Genomic DNA, 17,255 nt, shown 5'->3' on the forward strand with positions numbered 1-17,255 from the left:
TAACGGTCCTAAGGTAGCGAAATTCCTTGTCGGGTAAGTTCCGACCTGCACGAATGGCGTAACGACTTCCCCGCTGTCTCCAACGCAGACTCAGTGAAATTGAATTCCCCGTGAAGATGCGGGGTTCCTGCGGTCAGACGGAAAGACCCCGTGCACCTTTACTATAACTTTACACTGGCATTTGTGTAGGTATGTGTAGGATAGGTGGTAGGCTTTGAAGCAAGGGCGCCAGCTTTTGTGGAGCCATCCTTGAAATACCACCCTTATCCACATGGATGTCTAACCGCGGTCCGTTATCCGGATCCGAGACAGTGTATGGTGGGTAGTTTGACTGGGGCGGTCGCCTCCGAAAGAGTAACGGAGGCGCGCGATGGTGGGCTCAGAGCGGTCGGAAATCGCTTGTTGAGTGCAATGGCATAAGCCCGCCTGACTGTAAGACAAACAAGTCGAGCAGAGACGAAAGTCGGTCATAGTGATCCGGTGGTCCCGTGTGGAAGGGCCATCGCTCAACGGATAAAAGGTACGCCGGGGATAACAGGCTGATGACCCCCAAGAGTCCATATCGACGGGGTTGTTTGGCACCTCGATGTCGGCTCATCGCATCCTGGGGCTGAAGCAGGTCCCAAGGGTTTGGCTGTTCGCCAATTAAAGCGGTACGTGAGCTGGGTTCAGAACGTCGTGAGACAGTTCGGTCCCTATCTGCCGTGGGTGCAGGAATATTGACAGGATCTTTCCCTAGTACGAGAGGACCGGGATGGACGTATCTCTGGTGGACCTGTTGTCCTGCCAAGGGCATAGCAGGGTAGCTACATACGGAATGGATAACCGCTGAAAGCATCTAAGCGGGAAACCAACCTGAAAACGAGTATTCCCTATCAGAGCCGTGGAAGACTACCACGTTGATAGGCTGGGTGTGGAAGTTGGGTAACCAGTGAAGCTTACCAGTACTAATAGCTCGATTGGCTTGATCGTTCTCATTGACTATTATCATCTTTTTTGCCCTTTATAGACCTGGTGGCTTTTGCGGAGTGACTGCACCCGTTCCCATTCCGAACACGGCCGTGAAACGCTCCAGCGCCTATGGTACTTCGTCTTAAGACGCGGAAGAGTCGGTCGTTGCCAGGTCTATAAAAGGCAATCCATGAAAACTTGTAATCATGGTTCATTTAAAAAACTCAATCTATATCGCGGGGTGGAGCAGCCCGGTAGCTCGTCAGGCTCATAACCTGAAGGTCGCGGGTTCAAATCCCGCCCCCGCAACCAAGGTCCAAGTATAAAAAATAAAAATCACCCAACATATCAAAATATATAAAAATTGATAGAGAACATTTTACTTCGTATGTCAGGATCGTCACTCAAAAACGTTGTTGATCTTGTGAAGGGATTTTTGCCTTTCTTGAGGTTAGAAAAATGATTAGTATCAAATAGATAATGTGTGCTAATGCTGAGACGACTGCAAGGGTTTTTGTTGTTTTTCTTTTAATAATTGGGATGAGTTCTGATTGATCTTTATTCATTATTATGTCTATAAGACATTTTTTATTATTCTACATGTCTGTGCATTAATACAGAAAATCTAATTAAAGCAACCACAATTCATATTTCTAAAGAAGGTTCCAAAGATGTTGTCATTACATAGAATTTGTAATTACCTTTTTAACTTAAAAGATAGATAAATTAAGTTTTGAGTGTCTTCTCCTTGTCCTTTTTACAACGATTAAGGAGAAGGTATTTATTGGTTTAACTATGATGTAGTTGTTATTGGGACTATAGGTTTATTGCTTTTTCATAGAGTTCAAGAACTTGTTCCCAGTTGATGAGGTAATCTACAAAAGCTTCTAAATATTTTGTACGCATGTTATAATAATCCAAGTAATAAGCATGTTCCCAAACATCTATACCAAGAATTGGTTTTGCTCCGTGTAAAAGAGGATTCTCACCATTCTGTGTTTTAGAAATCTCTAGTTTATTGTTTTTAACAGATACCCAACACCAACCAGCTCCGAATTGAGTGGTACCTGCTGTAATAAAATCAGACTTAAACTTTTCGTAACCACCAAGATCTGAATCAATTGCAGATTGAAGAATGCTAGGTAATTTCTTTCCGCCGCCACCTTTTTTCATCAATGTCCAAAAGAGTTTATGATTATAATGTTGAGAAATATTGTTGAAAAGTGCAGAATTCAGACCATAGGATTTTAGTATGATTTCTTCAATAGATAAATCAGACATACCAGAATCAGCTGCAAGTTTTGTACTGTTTTCAGCGTATGTTTTATGATGCTTGCCATGGTGACATTCAAGGGTTTTACGTGACATGTAAGGTTCAAGTGCATCGTAATCATAAGGGAGATCGGGTAATTCGAAAGGCATTGTTTTCCTCCAGGTTAAAAAAATATTCAATATAATAAAGGAATAGAACTTTAGCAGGTAACTGGCAATAAAAATAGCTGATAATAATAAAATATTTTAGATTACTTTAATAAGTTTATTATTTTCGTTGTTGTTTATTCCTATGAATTTTGTTAAAGTAAGGAAATTTTTAGGAGAAATGTAGAAGTTATGATTAATACGACATTTATAAAGAAGTTTTTTATTATTTTTGTTGTTTTTTCCGTGCAGTGTTTATTGATAGTAAAAGATGTAGCTGCTGCAGATGGTGGTGTGCCACATACAGGATGGTATAAAACTTGTAATAAACAAGAAAATAATGATATTTGTATAGTTCAAAATGTTGTTGTTGCTGATGGAGGTCAACTTGTGACTGCTGTTGGTATTATATATGTGGAAGGTAAGGTTAATAAGAAATTAATTCAGGTTTCTGTTCCATCTGCAAGGTATACTCGTTCTGGGATTACTATGCGGATTGATAATGGAAAAGCTCAAAAAATGGATTATTTAGTTTGTATGCCTGATAAGTGTATGACTGAAATAAATCTTGCAGATTCTATGTTGAATAGCCTTAAAAAGGGTAATGAAATTACATTATCTTCTGTCAATTATCGTCGTGTTGAAAATCCTATTAAGATATCACTTAAAGGTTTTGCAGAAACATACAGTCGTCCACCAATGTCAGAATCAGAACTAGAAGACAGTCAACGTAAAATGCAAGAAAGCATGCAGAAAAAAGCCGACGATGTTCGTAAAAAGCTTGAAGATGCTCAGGATGCTGCAACCAAGAAATAATTAGTGGTGATATTTATATAAATAATAAACATTAATTTTGCTTGTAAAGTGCTAAAAAATAATTAGAGATTGATTTGCTATAAAACAGAAATCCAGAGAAAATTTAGAAGTGGAGTATAAGCTTTAGGTTTATTCTATGATTGCCTAAGATAAAATTTTCTTCCTTGACGCAATACTTCTAACTTCATCACAAGTCAATTAAATCTAGGTAGAAGTATATAGAGGCATATGCATTTGTAGTGATGAATATTAGTAAAAGGCAATAGCCATTCATTTTAATATATACTGTTATTGAATACTAAGATAAGATAACTATCAATACGGATAGTATAGGAGATATAACTTTTTCCCTTCTATCGCAGTGGACAAGGCATATTTGAAATATGCTAGACACTATTACTAATATTTTTTTTGTATCAGATTGAATATTCATATAAATGAAGTTATGATCTTGAATGGGAGTCATTTATGAATATTATTAAAATAACTGAAAAATTTTCAATTTCATCTCAACCATTATTAACGGATTTTTCTGAACTTAAACGCAAAGGTTTTGTTAAGATCATTAATAATCGTTGTGATAATGAAGAGCCTGGGCAGTTGACTTCAGAAAATGAGAGAGAAGCTGCGTATGCTATTGGATTGGAATATGCTCACATTCCTATTAGTGGCAGGATGAATATTACTGACGTAAATAAAAATGATTTTTTACATGCTATTAATAGCAGTCCACAACCAGTGATAGCGCATTGTAAGAGCGGCGCACGTTCTTTTGGTCTTTGGATAAAGTCTGGAATATTCAAAATACAAGACGAACAAGAATTGCTTGAGATTGCTGAAAGACTTGGTCTGGATAAAAAATTAGCTGCTAACTGGATTAATACACTCCGTAATGAGAACTTATAAAATAATTAATATTACTCATGCATTAATGTTACCTTAGCCAAGAGCTATATTGTATTCATTAGATAATAGAGTGCCAAGCTTTATTATTTGTAATGTTAAGGGAAATAGATGAATTTTTTACATCCAGAATATTTTTTCTCGTGTCTTTACTGTAATAGTGTTGATTTTTAAAAAATTAAATTGTGGTTTTTTGAGATTCTCGGTTGAGGGTCTTTTTATATATAGCCTTGTCCTGTTCATTTGAAAAAATACTTGGTGTTCCTATCTCTTTTATAATTTTTAAAAATCCTTTTATAGAATAGTTATTGTATCTTATATGATACATCTACTATCGACTGATTTTTTACAATGATAGCTACTTTATTGCCATTTCAGCATTAAATATATTACTTAACATCAAGAAAAAATAATATCAATGCACCTGAAAGTCAGAAACCATGAGAGATATTGATAATGATATCGTTATTTATTTGGATATTTTTCTCTTTTTAATAAACTATATGAAACTGATTAATAATTACAATAATTCTTTGAATTATGTAAATATGTCTACTTTTCTGTGATAGAATAAATTATAATAATATTATTGATCATGAATTTTATGTAATATTACTTCAGAAATATGTATCTCATTATAGAGAGAATATTCTGTAAATTAAAGAAAGACGAAAGTGTCTTTGAAAATCCTAATTTTCTATTTATTCTGCTATAGCTTTTATTAAGAAGTGTGTTTATTAATAAAACACAATAGAAAATGGCACATTCCTATATTGTATCTATTAATAGAAATGAAAAATTCAAAAACTGTATCTGAAAAAAAAATATTGAGAACTTCCATATTTTTTTTATTATCTGGTTGGTCTTTAATTGGTAGTTCAATGCTAGCTGGTGGTGCTCTCTTGTGTGCAATCACTACTTTGATTATTTTATTAGGTCTAACTCCTATCTCTCCTACAGATTCTGGTATTATAGTTTATTCTGTAGGAATTAACGCGATATTTTCTATAGGATTAATTTTATTAATTATTCGAGAAGTTAGGTCTCTTCTTAGAGAAAAATCGCATGGTCGTGCAGCTGCACGCTTACATATCCGTATGGCAGTGCAATTTTCTTTAGTTGCAATAATTCCTGCTATTCTTGTCGCAATTTTTGCCTTTATAACTTTAAATACTGGCTTGGATCGTTGGTTTTCTATCCGTACTCAATCAATAGTTCAATTTTCTAAAGATGTAGCTGCAGCCTATATAGAACAAAATGCTTTTTATCTTCAGAGTCAAACTGAAACAATGGCCGAAGAACTTGAGCGTAATCATTCTTTATTTAATCTCAATCGTGAAAAATTTATTGAAATTCTTACAAATCAAGCACGTAATCGTGGTTTACTTGGAGCTTTTCTAGTAAAACGTGATGGATCCGTTATAATAGGAGCAAATATAAAAACAGAAAAACGTCTTCCTGCTGTACCTTCAGATGTCTGGGAATCTGTTTTAAAAGGGAAAATAACTCTTATTCCTCCAGGAATAACAAATCTTGTAGGAGCTATTTGTAAACTCAATAATTTACCTGGAGCTTTTCTTTATACAATGCGAATTGTTGATTTTGAAGTGATGCAAGCCAGAGAACTCGCAGAAAGGAATATTGAAGAATATAAAACAATGGACAAAGATCGGACAACAATTCAAATTGCTTTTGCTGTTGTTTATCTTACTTTTGTATTATTTGTTCTTGTTTCTGCAATTTGGACAGCTATTGCTGTTGCGGATCGTCTTGTAAGACCTATTCGTCTTTTGATTAGTGCTGCTAACAGTGTTACTTCTGGTAATTTGAGTGTTATTGTCCCTGTAGAAGGTTCAGATGACGATATTAACCATTTATCACATACTTTTAATAAAATGATTGTAGAAATTCGTTCACAACAGGATGAAATTCTTAAAGCTAAAAGTGAGGTAGAAAACCGTCGGCGTTTTATTGAAGCAGTTTTATCAGGAGTAAACGCAGCTGTCATTGGCATTGAAAGTAATCAAAAAATTACTATTGTAAACCGTTTTTGTGAACTCTTACTAAGAAAATCGGCAAAAGACCTCATAGGAAAATATCTTTTTGATGTTTCTCCAGAAATTAGTTCCGTTTTTGTAGAAGCAAAAACACGTTATCGTGAGGATTTTTGTAAACAAATTAGCTTCATAAATAATAATACAGAACATACAATTTCTGTTCATATTACAAACGAAGAAGATAACGGTAAGTCTTATGTGATTACTATAGATGATATCACTGATTTAGTGGTAGCACAGCGTTCTAATGCTTGGGCTGATGTAGCTAGGCGTATTGCACATGAAATTAAAAATCCTCTCACACCAATTCAACTTTCTGCTGAAAGAATTCAACGTCGTTATGGTAATCAAATTAATCCAAATGATCGACAGATCTTTGAACAATGCACACAAACAATTATTAGGCAAGTCAATGATATAGATCGAATGGTGGATGAATTTTCTTCTTTCACGCGTATGCCTAAGCCTTCTTTACAATTAATTGATTTAACTACTATTATCAATGATGCAATATTCCTTCGTGAGATAGAAGCAGATGATATTACTTTTATACGTGATTTAGGTAATGTTTCTTTGGAGGGTATGTTTGATGGACGTCTATTAGGTCAGGCTTTTGGTAATCTTATAAAAAATGCAGTAGAATCAATCCGAACTGTTCATTCTCATGAAGAAAGAAGTGAAAAAAAGATTCTTGTATCTGCTATTTATGATAAGGAACATGATTATTTCATTATTGATATTATTGATAATGGTCGTGGTTTACCTGTGGAAAATCGTCACCGTATTTTTGAACCATATGTTACAATGCGCGAAGAAGGTACAGGTTTAGGCCTTACAATTGTTAAAAAGATTGTAGAAGACCATGGTGGGCAACTTGAATTAAACGATGCGCCTGTTGATTTTGATAATGGTCGCGGAGCGATGATTCGTGTACGTCTTCCATACATAAAAATCACGGAGATAAAAACTTCTAGTAATAATGGAAAAGAAATTGATGAAAGCTGATATTTTGATTGTTGATGATGAAAAAGATATCCGTGAGATGGTATCTGGTATCCTTGTTGATGAGGGTTATACGACACGCACTGCGCATGATTCCAATACTGCTCTTATGGAAATTTCTAATCATGTTCCCCAACTTGTGTTATTGGATATATGGATAGAAGGTTCATCTATGGATGGTATGTCTTTGCTTGATGAAATAAAGAATCATTATCCGGATATTCCAGTTGTCATGATTTCTGGACACGGGAATATTGAGACAGCAGTTTCAGCGATAAAACGAGGAGCGTTTGATTATATAGAAAAGCCCTTTGAAACAGATCGATTGCTGGTAAGTGTTCATAGAGCATTGGAAAATTCGAGTCTCAAGCGAGAAGTTTGTCAATTAAGAAGGCAGATAGGAGAAGAAGAATTAATTGGTAGTTCCGTAGCTGTTTCACAGTTACGTCAAACTATAGATCGAGTAGCTCCAACGAATAGTCGAGTTATGATTTTTGGACCATCAGGTTCTGGAAAAGAACTTGTTGCTCGTCTTATTCATAAAAAATCTGCAAGAAGATCTGGATCTTTTATTGTTTTAAGTGCAGCAAATATAACATCTGAGTTTATGGAAATTGCACTTTTTGGTATAGAAGGTTCTTCTGAAAGGCCAAGAAAGATTGGCTTGTTAGAGGAGGCTCATCAGGGGACTCTTTACATTGATGAAATTGCAGATATGCCACGTGAGACACAAAATAAAATTTTGCGTGTACTTGTTGAGCAGCAATTTGAGCGGGTTGGTGGGGTTAAACGTGTTAAAGTGGATGTACGTATTATTTCATCTACAGCGGTTAATCTTGAAAATCGTATCTCAGAAGGGCTGTTTAGAGAGGATCTTTATTATCGCTTGGCAGTAGTTCCTATTCGAGTTCCTGCTCTTATTGAAAGAAGAGAGGATATTCCTATTTTAACAGAGAATATAATAAAAAAAATTTGCCAACAAATAGGAATACGATCTCGGTATATCAATGATGATGCTATGGCTATTCTTCAAGCATATGAATGGCCAGGAAATATCCGTGAACTGAGAAATAATTTAGAGCGAATTATAATTCTTACGAACAGAGAAGAATCAGAATCAGAGATTACTGCTGATATGTTACCTGCAGACCTTAGTGAATTTTTGCCGAAAATTTCTATAGATAATAATTATCGTATCATGGCTTTACCCTTGCGCGAAGCCAGAGAAATGTTTGAAAAAAACTATTTAATAGCGCAAATTAATAGATTTGGAAGAAATATTTCTCGTACAGCAGAATTCGTTGGTATGGAACGTTCAGCCCTTCATCGAAAATTAAAATCTCTGGGATTGTAGAAGATTAAATAGATTTACGTAAAATATATAGATTATAAACTTCTTTTTTTAATTTTTCAGGGTAGGTTAATAAAAAAGTCTTAAAAAGAGGATAAAGATCTAGTTTATGATAAACTAATTTAGTTTTCATAGAATTAAAGTTGATTACTAAGAAAGAATACTTCATGTAAAAATTACATTATTATGCATTTGAAATGTAAATACTCAAATAAACAATAGTAAATATAATAAAGGCAATTTATTTAGAAAACTTTAATCGTGAAAACAACAAAAAACTCATTATATTGAAGCTATATCAACGATGAAATGGCGGAAGGGATAGGATTCGAACCTACGGATAGTTTCCCATCTCTGGTTTTCAAGACCAGCGCCTTAAACCACTCGGCCACCCTTCCTGATATATTAAAATTAACAGTTATTACATTAAATATACTATGCAGAAAATTTTTGTGTAATACAAGATTAAAATAGGATGAGAACAATCAAATAATGATTGATAGATATTTTTTCATTTTTAAAAACACGAACGGATTTTGGTATTTAAATCAGATATTGTATTGTTTCCCATATGTTCAGTAAAAATTTCTTTTTTATGTAAAAGAGATTTCAGGATTGATAAGGATTATCTGTTTTTTAAAAGTATAGGTTAATTTTTGTAACAGATTATTTCAACTTATAACTTTTCAGGCCAGATCAGACACAAAGTTCTGCCCGGCCTGCTTTATCAGAAATAACTGTATGATGCTTTTAATCTTGTATCAACAATTCCTCCAAGCGAAATTTCTTTCTCAGAAGAGTAGTCTTAAATTTCAGATACGTGCCTACTATTATTGTTACTACAGCAATAAAGAGCATATAATAAGCTGGAGCCATTGGTACGAATTTTGCAAGCGTACTGACGGCAATGGGTGTTATGCTTCCAGAAATAGCATAAGCTATATTGTAGGAAAAAGAAATTCCTGAAAAACGGATAACCGACGGAAACAGTCGAACCATGACATAAGGTATTGCTCCAATCATTCCGAAAGAAAACTGTGTGATTGTGTAAAAACTATATAAAAAAGTTTTGGATACACCGATCCAGGAATAAAAAGTAAAACTGGTAATAGCAAATACTATGCCTGCCAACAGCAGAAAAATTCCAGAATTAACACGATCAATCAGGAAACCAGAACAACATACACCAATGACTAGAAATGTTGTCGCCAGGAGATTGGAAGATAAGGCTGTTAAACGGTCATAATGGTATATTGTTTGTAGAAGAGTAGGGGCCATAAGCGATAAAACAATGATGCCTGCAGATAGAACCCAAGATAGGATTATTGCAATCACAACAGATTCCCGATGATCACGCAGTACTTTTTTCAAAGGCAATTTATGATTTAAAGCACCTATTTTTTTCATTTCTAGAAATACAGGTGTTTCTTGTAGCCATCGACGAAGCCAGACAGTAAAAAAACCGAACATTCCACCGATGATAAACGGAATACGCCAGGCAAAGCCAAGAATATGTTCGTTGCTTATAAAATATTCGATCATTGTGGTAATCAGCGATCCAAGCACAATGCCACTGAGCAGGCCAGCCAACACAAAACCGCAGCTACGGCCTACATATCGGGAAGACGTATGCTCCGAGATATAGGTCCAGGCACCGGGAATCTCACCGCCAATGGCGATGCCCTGGGCAACCCGAAAGAGCAGGAGAAGGATTGGCGCGGTAACACCAATTGATGTGTAAGTTGGAATAAGTGATATGCCAAGTGTTGTAATGGCCATAAGAAAAATGGAAAAGAAAAATACGCGTTTGCGGCCGATAAGGTCGCCGAAATGGGCAAGTAATATACCGCCAAAGGGACGTGCAAGATATCCTGTGGCAAAGATAGCAAAAGTTTGTGTCAGACGTAGCCATTCAGGAATATCAGGTGGAAAAAAAAATCTTGCTGATAATAGGCGTAAAGAACACAAAGATGATAAAATCATAGAATTCAAGAGCACCTCCGAGTGCTGACAAGGCAAGAATACGATTGTTATTCAGAGGAAAATTGTATGTCGTTTTATTTTTTGTATGGTTAGGAAATGACATTGTTTAATAACCTCGTTTCTAACTAATATTTGGTTGCTAAGCTTTTAATAAAAGCTTAAAAGAGTTATAAGTTAATATTCCTTTAGAAAAATTACAAGCATTTAAATATTAATTTAATTCTTAAACTTAATAAGTGTTGTATGATGAGAAGAAGATTTTTTGGCCTATCGGTTAGTCGGATCTCATAAAATCAAAATAATTCCATTCCACGATTATTTTTATAAACTTAAGACGCGAATGAAGGATAAGGCCTTTAATATTTTAGTGTGTTTAATGTCAATATTGACATTTCAAGAAAATTGCTAAATTTTAGTTTTTATTAACCATAATTCAGTAAATTATTTTTATAATTCATTTTTGCCATATTCATATCTGAAAATGTTTTAAGAGATTACAGTTGGAATAATTATAAAATGATAAAAGTATTTCTTGGAGTGTTACTATTTTTTAGTACATCTATCACATCAGTATTAGCTGAAACTTTGGATATTACTGCTCATGTACGAGAGATTAAACCGAATAGTTTATCTCTTGTTCTTGATGATGGGAAAACATATCAAGTATCAGAAGAATTTAATTTTGATGGTTTGCAAGTCAATAACAAGGTAATCGTTCGATATACAGTCGTTAATGGTAAGAGAATGATTAATGACCTAGAAATCATTCATTAGCTTTTAATGAATGATAATGTAAGGCATGGGTCTTTTAAAGCATTATTTTGCATGAAGTTTTTCGCCGTTCAGGACTGTTGATATATCGGGTGCATCTTCAGCTTTCATTCCGATTACATGATATCCTGCATCTACATAATGACATTCACCAGTCACACCGCTAGAAAGGTCAGAGAGCAGGTAGAGAGCTGATTTTCCAACTTCTTCTGCTGATACATTGCGTTTTAGGGGTGCATTATATTCATTCCATTTTAAAATATACCGAAAATCACCTATTCCAGAAGAAGCTAATGTTTTTATTGGTCCAGCAGATATAGAATTCACACGTATCCCGCGTTTTCCCATGTCGACAGCAAGATATCGAATTGAAGCTTCCAGCGCTGCTTTAGCAACTCCCATAACATTATAATGGGGCATGACTTTTTCAGCACCGTAATATGTAAGGGTTAAAAGGCTTCCTTTATCGTTCATAATCGATTCTGCACGGGCTGCTAGAGCAGTAAACGAGTAAACAGAAATATCCATAGTATTGGAAAAATTGTGTCGAGTGGTATTTATATAACGACCCGTTAGCTCATTTTTGTCAGAAAAAGCAATGGCATGCACAAGGAAATCTATCTTTCCCCAATGTTTTTCTAAATTCATAAAGACAGCTTCAATACTTTTTTCATCTGTAACATCGCAGTGACCTGCCATAAAAACATCCATATCTTCAACAAGCTCTTCAACACGCTTTTTTAGTGCATTACCTTGCCATGTCAAAGCGATTTCAGCACCTGCTTCATGACAAGCTTTTGCAATTGCCCAAGCAATGGAGCGATTATTGGCTACTCCAAAAATAACCCCTCGTTTCTTTTTCATCAGATTGTTTGTTATCGGCATATCCAATTCCTATACAAAATCCTTGTTGAAGTTTGTGACATTGCATAGATTATGAAGTGGTTCAAGCATCACCTTAGCGTAATTATCCATGGTTATCCAAATTTGTACTTTTTAATAAAAAATTATGCAGAACTTTAAAATATTTTTTTCTGTAATTTTTATTTTTATCATTTTTTATGAATTAAGCTACTGTTCTTATGGGATAAGTTGTTGTACAAGTCAATCCATTACTAAAAATATCCTTTTAGGATCTCATTGTCTTTGAAGATATGAAGAGTGTCAAGATGCAGAAAGATAATATTTTGGCAACTGCAAAAGATTATGTGCCTGTAACTGAAAATGATTATGTTGATAGGGAAGAACCTTTTCAGTTATTTCAGGAATGGTTTAAGGAAGCTGAGCTTTCTGAGCCGAATAATCCGAATGCAGCAGCGCTATCTACGGTAGATGAGACAGGAATGCCGAATGCCCGTATGGTTTTGTTCAAGGATTTTGGGTACAGAGGTTTTGTATTTTATACCAATTATAGTAGCACTAAAGGTAGGGAGCTTCTTGCTAATCCCAAGGCAGCAGTATGTTTCCATTGGAAATTTCTATGTCGTCAGTTTCGGTTGCGTGGTCTTGTTGAAAAAGTTGATGATATTGATGCCGATACCTATTATGCTTCACGCCCAAGAGAGCATCAGATTTCTGCATGGGCATCTAAGCAGTCACAACCATTACCGTGTCGATTTGTGTTAGATAAAGAAGTCATGAAATATACAACACTCTATGCGTTCAGAGATATTCCTCGACCTTCTTGGTGGTCAGGTTTTCGTATTCGTCCACTTTTCATGGAGTTTTGGAACGAGCGTTCTTCTCGATTACACGAAAGAATTGTATTCTCCTGTAATAATTTAGAAGATAGTCAATGGAAAAAAATGATTGTTTATCCTTAATTAAAGAATGAGATAAAAGTCTATTCCTTCTTATCAATGACCATTTTATAATCAAAATAATTTTTGTATTGATAAACCTATAAGAGATCAATAGGCATAGCTTTCAAAGCAGGGTTCAACAGAATTGCCCCATAAACGATAGTATGCGTCTAGCATTTCATCGGCAAGAGTCATTTGGCTATTGATCATTTTCTCCAAAGGGAGCAGAAAGGTGGTTTCATCTTCATTTTGAGAATTGCGTTTAGCCCGTGCTTTGAGTCCATCCTTGGCGATAGCCACAACTTGAGATGCTATTTTACTCAAAGGTATTTTATTAATTGTTGCTTCCAATCCTTGCCAAGGAACGCTGATATGCAGTAAGTTGATATCTGCAAAAGACCATTGGGAGGTCAATGTATCAATAGCTTCTAATGCTGAAGAATCATACAAAAGACCTACCCAGAAAGCTGAAACTGCAAGAATTTTATCAGGGGTACCTGAGTCAGTGCCACGCATCTCAATGTATTGTTTAAGTCGTACTTCTGGGAATAGTGTTGAAAGATGATTGGACCAATCTTGAAGGGTTGGTTGCCAATCTTTTATTCTATATTTTAATGCGCCATTCATAAACTGGCGAAATGTGATATCAGTACAGGTATGATAATTTTCGTCACGAATTACAAAATACATGGGGATATCAAGTGCCCATTGTATATAATCATTAAAGCCAAAATCTGGTTTGAAGACAAAGGGTAAAAGGCCAGTACGTTTAGAATCAGTATTGCGCCAGATTTGGCTGCGCCATGATTTCATGCCATTAGGATGACCTTCTGTAAAAGGCGAAGCAGCAAAAAGAGCAGTTGCCAATGGTTGCAGTTTCATGGCAATAAGCATTTTTTTTGCCATATCTGCTTCACTTAAAAAATCAAGATTGACTTGGGCGGTACACGTTCGATACATCATATCAAGACCGTTTTTACAGACTTTTGGCATATATTCGGCCATAATTTTATAGCGTGATTTGGGCATTCGTGGTGTTTCTTCTAATGTCCATTTTGGATTACTGCCCATGCCGATCATTCCCAGGTCAAGTGGATCAGTGATTTGTTTTAATGCTGTGATATGCCCATATATTTCAAGATTTGTTTCATGAAGATTGTTTAAAGGTGCTCCTGAGAGCTCAAATTGTCCTCCTGGCTCTAAAGATATCGCTGCATGATCAATCGGATTATATAAACCAATAAGATGACCCTGATCGGTAATTGTTTCCCATCCTAGATTTTTTTTGAGAGCTTGTAAGAGAGTTAAAATGCTTCTCTCTCCTATATAGGGAATAGGGGTATGCATTGATTTCGTAAAAATGAATTTTTCGTGTTCTACACCAATAGACAATTCTTTTTCTAATTTAATGCCAGAGCAAAAATATTCAATGAGATCTTCAATAGATGTTACAATAATTTGGTTTAGGGAATCAGTATTCATGAATATTCCTTGAAAAGGATGAATAGAATTTCAGTGGTAAGAATATAGGTCAGTTTATTCTTTGATTTATCTGTGAATAGTACAATTTTTTCTATCTATCGTTATTACGCCAGTCACCATATAATGCTTGGACTAAAACCATTAGTGCTACTGCTGCAGTATCTGATCGAAGAATTCTTGGCCCTAGAGAAACAGCACTTACAAAAGGCAATTCTTGTAATCTTTGTCTTTCCTCTATGCTAAAGCCTCCTTCTGGTCCTATAAGGATTGCTAAAGAAGTTGTTGATAATTGCGTAAGGGTTTCCAGGGGATTTCTTGTTTTTTGCCGTTCATCTGCAAAAATAATTTGTTTATTTGGTGGCCAATTTTCAAGAAGTGTTGTAAGTTTAATAGGTTTCTCAATTCGTGGAATACTTAAAATTCCACATTGCTCTGCTGCACCAACAGCATAGTCTAATAGACGATTCATGTTGGTTATCTTCCCTTGTGTATGATCAGTGATCACTGGTCGGATAGTTGCAAATCCCATCTCAACTGCTTTTTGGATGATATAATCAAGGCGTTCGACCTTTAAAAGAGAAAAAAGATATTCAAAATTTCCACTCTTTTTTTGTTGTCGAATTTGTTTAATAATATTAAAAATAAGGCGTTTACCTGATAGATAAGAAATATTGCCTATCCATTCTCCGTCGTGTCCATTAAAAAGAAGAATCTCTTCACCTTCCTTCATTCGTAAAACATGTTTGATATAATGATATTGTTTCTCATTAGCGGCTCCCTGTTTTCCAGCTTGCAAAGGGAATTCAATAAAAAGACGTTTTAATAATGACCTTTGAACCATATCAGTCTTGATGTAAACTATAGAATTTGATTATTTTTTAGAGTTATAGAAGAAATATAAAGTGTTTTTATGGTTAAAGAAGAGAATAATTTTACTTTTTATTTTAGATAATTTTATTAGCATATTACAAGAATTTTATTGCATAATTTCTTGTGGGTCAATGCTTACCATAGATGGTGGTATTTATTTTCGAAATGTCTCGTAATTTGAGATATCATTTTTTTCCAGTATTTATATTGCATAGGATTTCTTGATAGGAATTTTGCAACGTACAATTTTTTTTGGCAGTCAAAATCTCAAAGGGGAAGATTCTTTGTAGCAAAAAATTATATCTTTAAAATTCAAAATTATTTTAGTATAAAATACAACTTTTTGTATAGTAGATTGAGTTCATTAAAGAGTTTAGAAAGGATTTTCAATATCGTTAAGGATTTATATATAATATTCTTACCTATCTAAAATTGCCTTCAATTAAGGAGATGTTGTTGAATGGTTTCTAAAAATTTGAAATTGTCTTTTTATCCAGACAGAGATGCTGCTTTAAATGAAATTCATGCTCGTCCTTCTTTCCCTGTTTCTTCGCCAGACATCGTTTTTCAAATGACCATTATGTCAGAAGCTTCTCTTGAGGAGCATTATGATATCCTTAGAAAAATTTCAGGCAATAATAATCTTTTTATGCCATCAGACGATGCTCTCAGTTATTCCATTCCCTGGGAATATGGAACATTATTTTGGGAGCGTCATAAGGAATTTTCTTCCTGGTTTTGGAACACTCCTGTTACAGAAAAGTTTGGGCAGAAGGCGGATATTTATCCTTTTCAAGAGAATATTCCTTTGCCAGGATTATTTATGTCAGGAACTAGGATTGAAGTTCGGCCGCCTGGTCTCTTGGTTGATGAGGCAATTAAGACATTTAATTCCACTAGTCTTTGCCGTTCCATGGTTGCTAATAATCAGGCGCAAGTTATTACTGATTTTCATCAGGATGAGGAAGGTTTTACTCGGATATTGGTGGTGGATTATGGTATGTCGTCACTGGCTAGAAGCTTTCTTGTTCAGAGACTTATTGATATTGACGTTTATCGTACATTATCAATGTTATGTTTGCCTTTAATAAAAAAGCTTTCTCCTGAAATTATGTCAATTGAAACGAATCTTACACGTGTTACACAAAATATGACCTTAAACGCTCGTGAAAATTTTGATTCCTTGTTGTTAGAGATAACCTCTCTTGCTGTCAGGCTAGAGGCAAGTGCAGCAATGAGTATACGACGTTTTGCGGCTAGTGTTGCATATAGTGAAATTGTTTCTGAACGTATAGCTATGATTTCTGAAATTGCCGTTCCTGGTTTTGAAACATTGGGTGTGTTTTTGGAGCGTCGTATGGCGCCTGCGATGCGGACTTGTCGAGCCTTTGAAAAACGGCAATCAGTCCTTTCAACAAAGCTCTCACGAGTGACTATTATTATTAGAAGTTGGGTTGATGTTGAAAAAATGCGTCAGAGCAATTCGTTGCTGGAATCAATGGACAGGCGTGCAGATGTACAATCAAGAATAAGTAGAGCTGTAGAAAATTTTTCTATTTTTGCTGTTGCTTATTATCTATTAATGCTCATAAAAGAGTTATCTACAGCACTTCAAGAAGTGGGTATTAATATTAATAATCGTGTTTTCATACTTTTGATCTTTCCTTTTATGCTTTTTGGATGTTGGTATTTTATGAAACGTATCTATGATGCTCATCAATTATAAATGGGAGCAGTGGTTATTTTCTTTGATTTTGTGGATTACTGTACAAGAATCTATTTTATATCTTAACGCATGAAAATATATTCGGGTATCTTGGTTTGGATAGACTATTTTAAGGTACAACA

At 35.0% G+C, this 17,255-nt stretch carries 11 protein-coding genes, 2 tRNA genes, 2 rRNA genes and 1 pseudogene (1 of these 16 running past the window's edge); 10 read left to right on the forward strand and 6 right to left on the reverse strand.

The features are described 5' to 3' along the window. The 3 genes from B488_RS01435 to B488_RS01445 all read left to right on the forward strand — a co-directional run. A 23S ribosomal RNA gene (locus B488_RS01435) occupies positions 1-972 on the forward strand; it begins 1,829 nt to the left of the window's first position. 38 nt (positions 973-1,010) lie between these two features. Next, positions 1,011-1,125: ribosomal RNA gene (gene rrf, locus B488_RS01440) — 5S ribosomal RNA — on the forward strand. A gap of 61 nt (positions 1,126-1,186) precedes the next feature. After that, a tRNA-Met gene (locus B488_RS01445) sits at positions 1,187-1,263 on the forward strand. 504 nt (positions 1,264-1,767) lie between these two features. Here B488_RS01445 and B488_RS01450 read toward each other — a convergent pair. Beyond that, positions 1,768-2,373, reverse strand: a complete 606-nt coding sequence (locus B488_RS01450) for a superoxide dismutase (protein WP_015272705.1) — start codon at positions 2,371-2,373, stop codon at positions 1,768-1,770. Positions 2,374-2,562: 189 nt separating this feature from the next. On the opposite strand from B488_RS01450, the gene B488_RS01455 reads away from it, so the two are divergent. From B488_RS01455 to ntrX, 4 genes are all read left to right on the forward strand, one after another. After that, positions 2,563-3,186 carry an invasion associated locus B family protein gene (locus B488_RS01455; protein WP_015272706.1) on the forward strand — a complete coding sequence of 208 codons (624 nt, stop codon included), beginning with the start codon at positions 2,563-2,565 and terminating at the stop codon, positions 3,184-3,186. A 468-nt stretch (positions 3,187-3,654) separates the two neighbouring features. After that, a complete protein-coding gene (locus B488_RS01460; RefSeq protein WP_015272707.1) occupies positions 3,655-4,092 on the forward strand; it encodes a protein tyrosine phosphatase family protein in 438 nt (145 codons plus the stop codon). A 788-nt stretch (positions 4,093-4,880) separates the two neighbouring features. Next, positions 4,881-7,151 carry a sensor histidine kinase NtrY-like gene (locus B488_RS01465; RefSeq protein ID WP_015272710.1) on the forward strand — a complete coding sequence of 757 codons (2,271 nt, stop codon included), beginning with the start codon at positions 4,881-4,883 and terminating at the stop codon, positions 7,149-7,151. Then, entirely contained in the window at positions 7,141-8,502 is a 1,362-nt protein-coding gene (gene ntrX, locus B488_RS01470) for a nitrogen assimilation response regulator NtrX (RefSeq protein ID WP_015272711.1), read from the forward strand. The genes B488_RS01465 and ntrX overlap by 11 nt, the downstream gene beginning before the upstream one ends. Positions 8,503-8,809: 307 nt before the next feature. Here ntrX and B488_RS01475 read toward each other — a convergent pair. After that, a tRNA-Ser gene (locus tag B488_RS01475) sits at positions 8,810-8,897 on the reverse strand. 352 nt (positions 8,898-9,249) lie between these two features. Beyond that, positions 9,250-10,585: pseudogene (locus tag B488_RS01480) on the reverse strand (MFS transporter). Between the two features lie 413 nt (positions 10,586-10,998). On the opposite strand from B488_RS01480, the gene B488_RS01485 reads away from it, so the two are divergent. Then, positions 10,999-11,256, forward strand: coding sequence for a DUF1344 domain-containing protein (locus B488_RS01485; protein ID WP_015272714.1), 258 nt, complete (start codon positions 10,999-11,001; stop codon positions 11,254-11,256). A gap of 42 nt (positions 11,257-11,298) precedes the next feature. Here B488_RS01485 and fabI read toward each other — a convergent pair whose 3' ends face one another. Then, positions 11,299-12,138 carry an enoyl-ACP reductase FabI gene (fabI, locus tag B488_RS01490; protein WP_015272715.1) on the reverse strand — a complete coding sequence of 280 codons (840 nt, stop codon included), beginning with the start codon at positions 12,136-12,138 and terminating at the stop codon, positions 11,299-11,301. Between the two features lie 284 nt (positions 12,139-12,422). Between fabI and pdxH the strand changes: the two genes are divergently transcribed. Then, positions 12,423-13,076 (forward strand): pyridoxamine 5'-phosphate oxidase, encoded by a 654-nt coding sequence (pdxH, locus tag B488_RS01495; RefSeq protein ID WP_015272716.1) that lies wholly within the window; start codon positions 12,423-12,425, stop codon positions 13,074-13,076. A gap of 87 nt (positions 13,077-13,163) precedes the next feature. Here pdxH and B488_RS01500 read toward each other — a convergent pair whose 3' ends face one another. Together B488_RS01500 and B488_RS01505 are read right to left on the reverse strand one after the other, a co-directional pair. Then, entirely contained in the window at positions 13,164-14,537 is a 1,374-nt protein-coding gene (locus B488_RS01500; protein ID WP_015272717.1) for a glutamate--cysteine ligase, read from the reverse strand. Positions 14,538-14,628: 91 nt separating this feature from the next. Further along, the gene (locus B488_RS01505) at positions 14,629-15,378 is read right to left on the reverse strand and encodes a 16S rRNA (uracil(1498)-N(3))-methyltransferase (RefSeq protein WP_015272718.1); all 750 of its coding nucleotides are present in this window, start codon (positions 15,376-15,378) and stop codon (positions 14,629-14,631) included. Positions 15,379-15,867: 489 nt separating this feature from the next. On the opposite strand from B488_RS01505, the gene B488_RS01510 reads away from it, so the two are divergent. Further along, on the forward strand, positions 15,868-17,133 hold the full coding sequence (locus B488_RS01510) for a DUF3422 domain-containing protein (protein ID WP_015272719.1): 1,266 nt from the start codon (positions 15,868-15,870) through the stop codon (positions 17,131-17,133). Positions 17,134-17,255: the final 122 nt, after the last annotated feature.

The sequence above is a fragment of the Liberibacter crescens BT-1 genome, from assembly GCF_000325745.1.
Taxonomy (GTDB): domain Bacteria; phylum Pseudomonadota; class Alphaproteobacteria; order Rhizobiales; family Rhizobiaceae; genus Liberibacter; species Liberibacter crescens.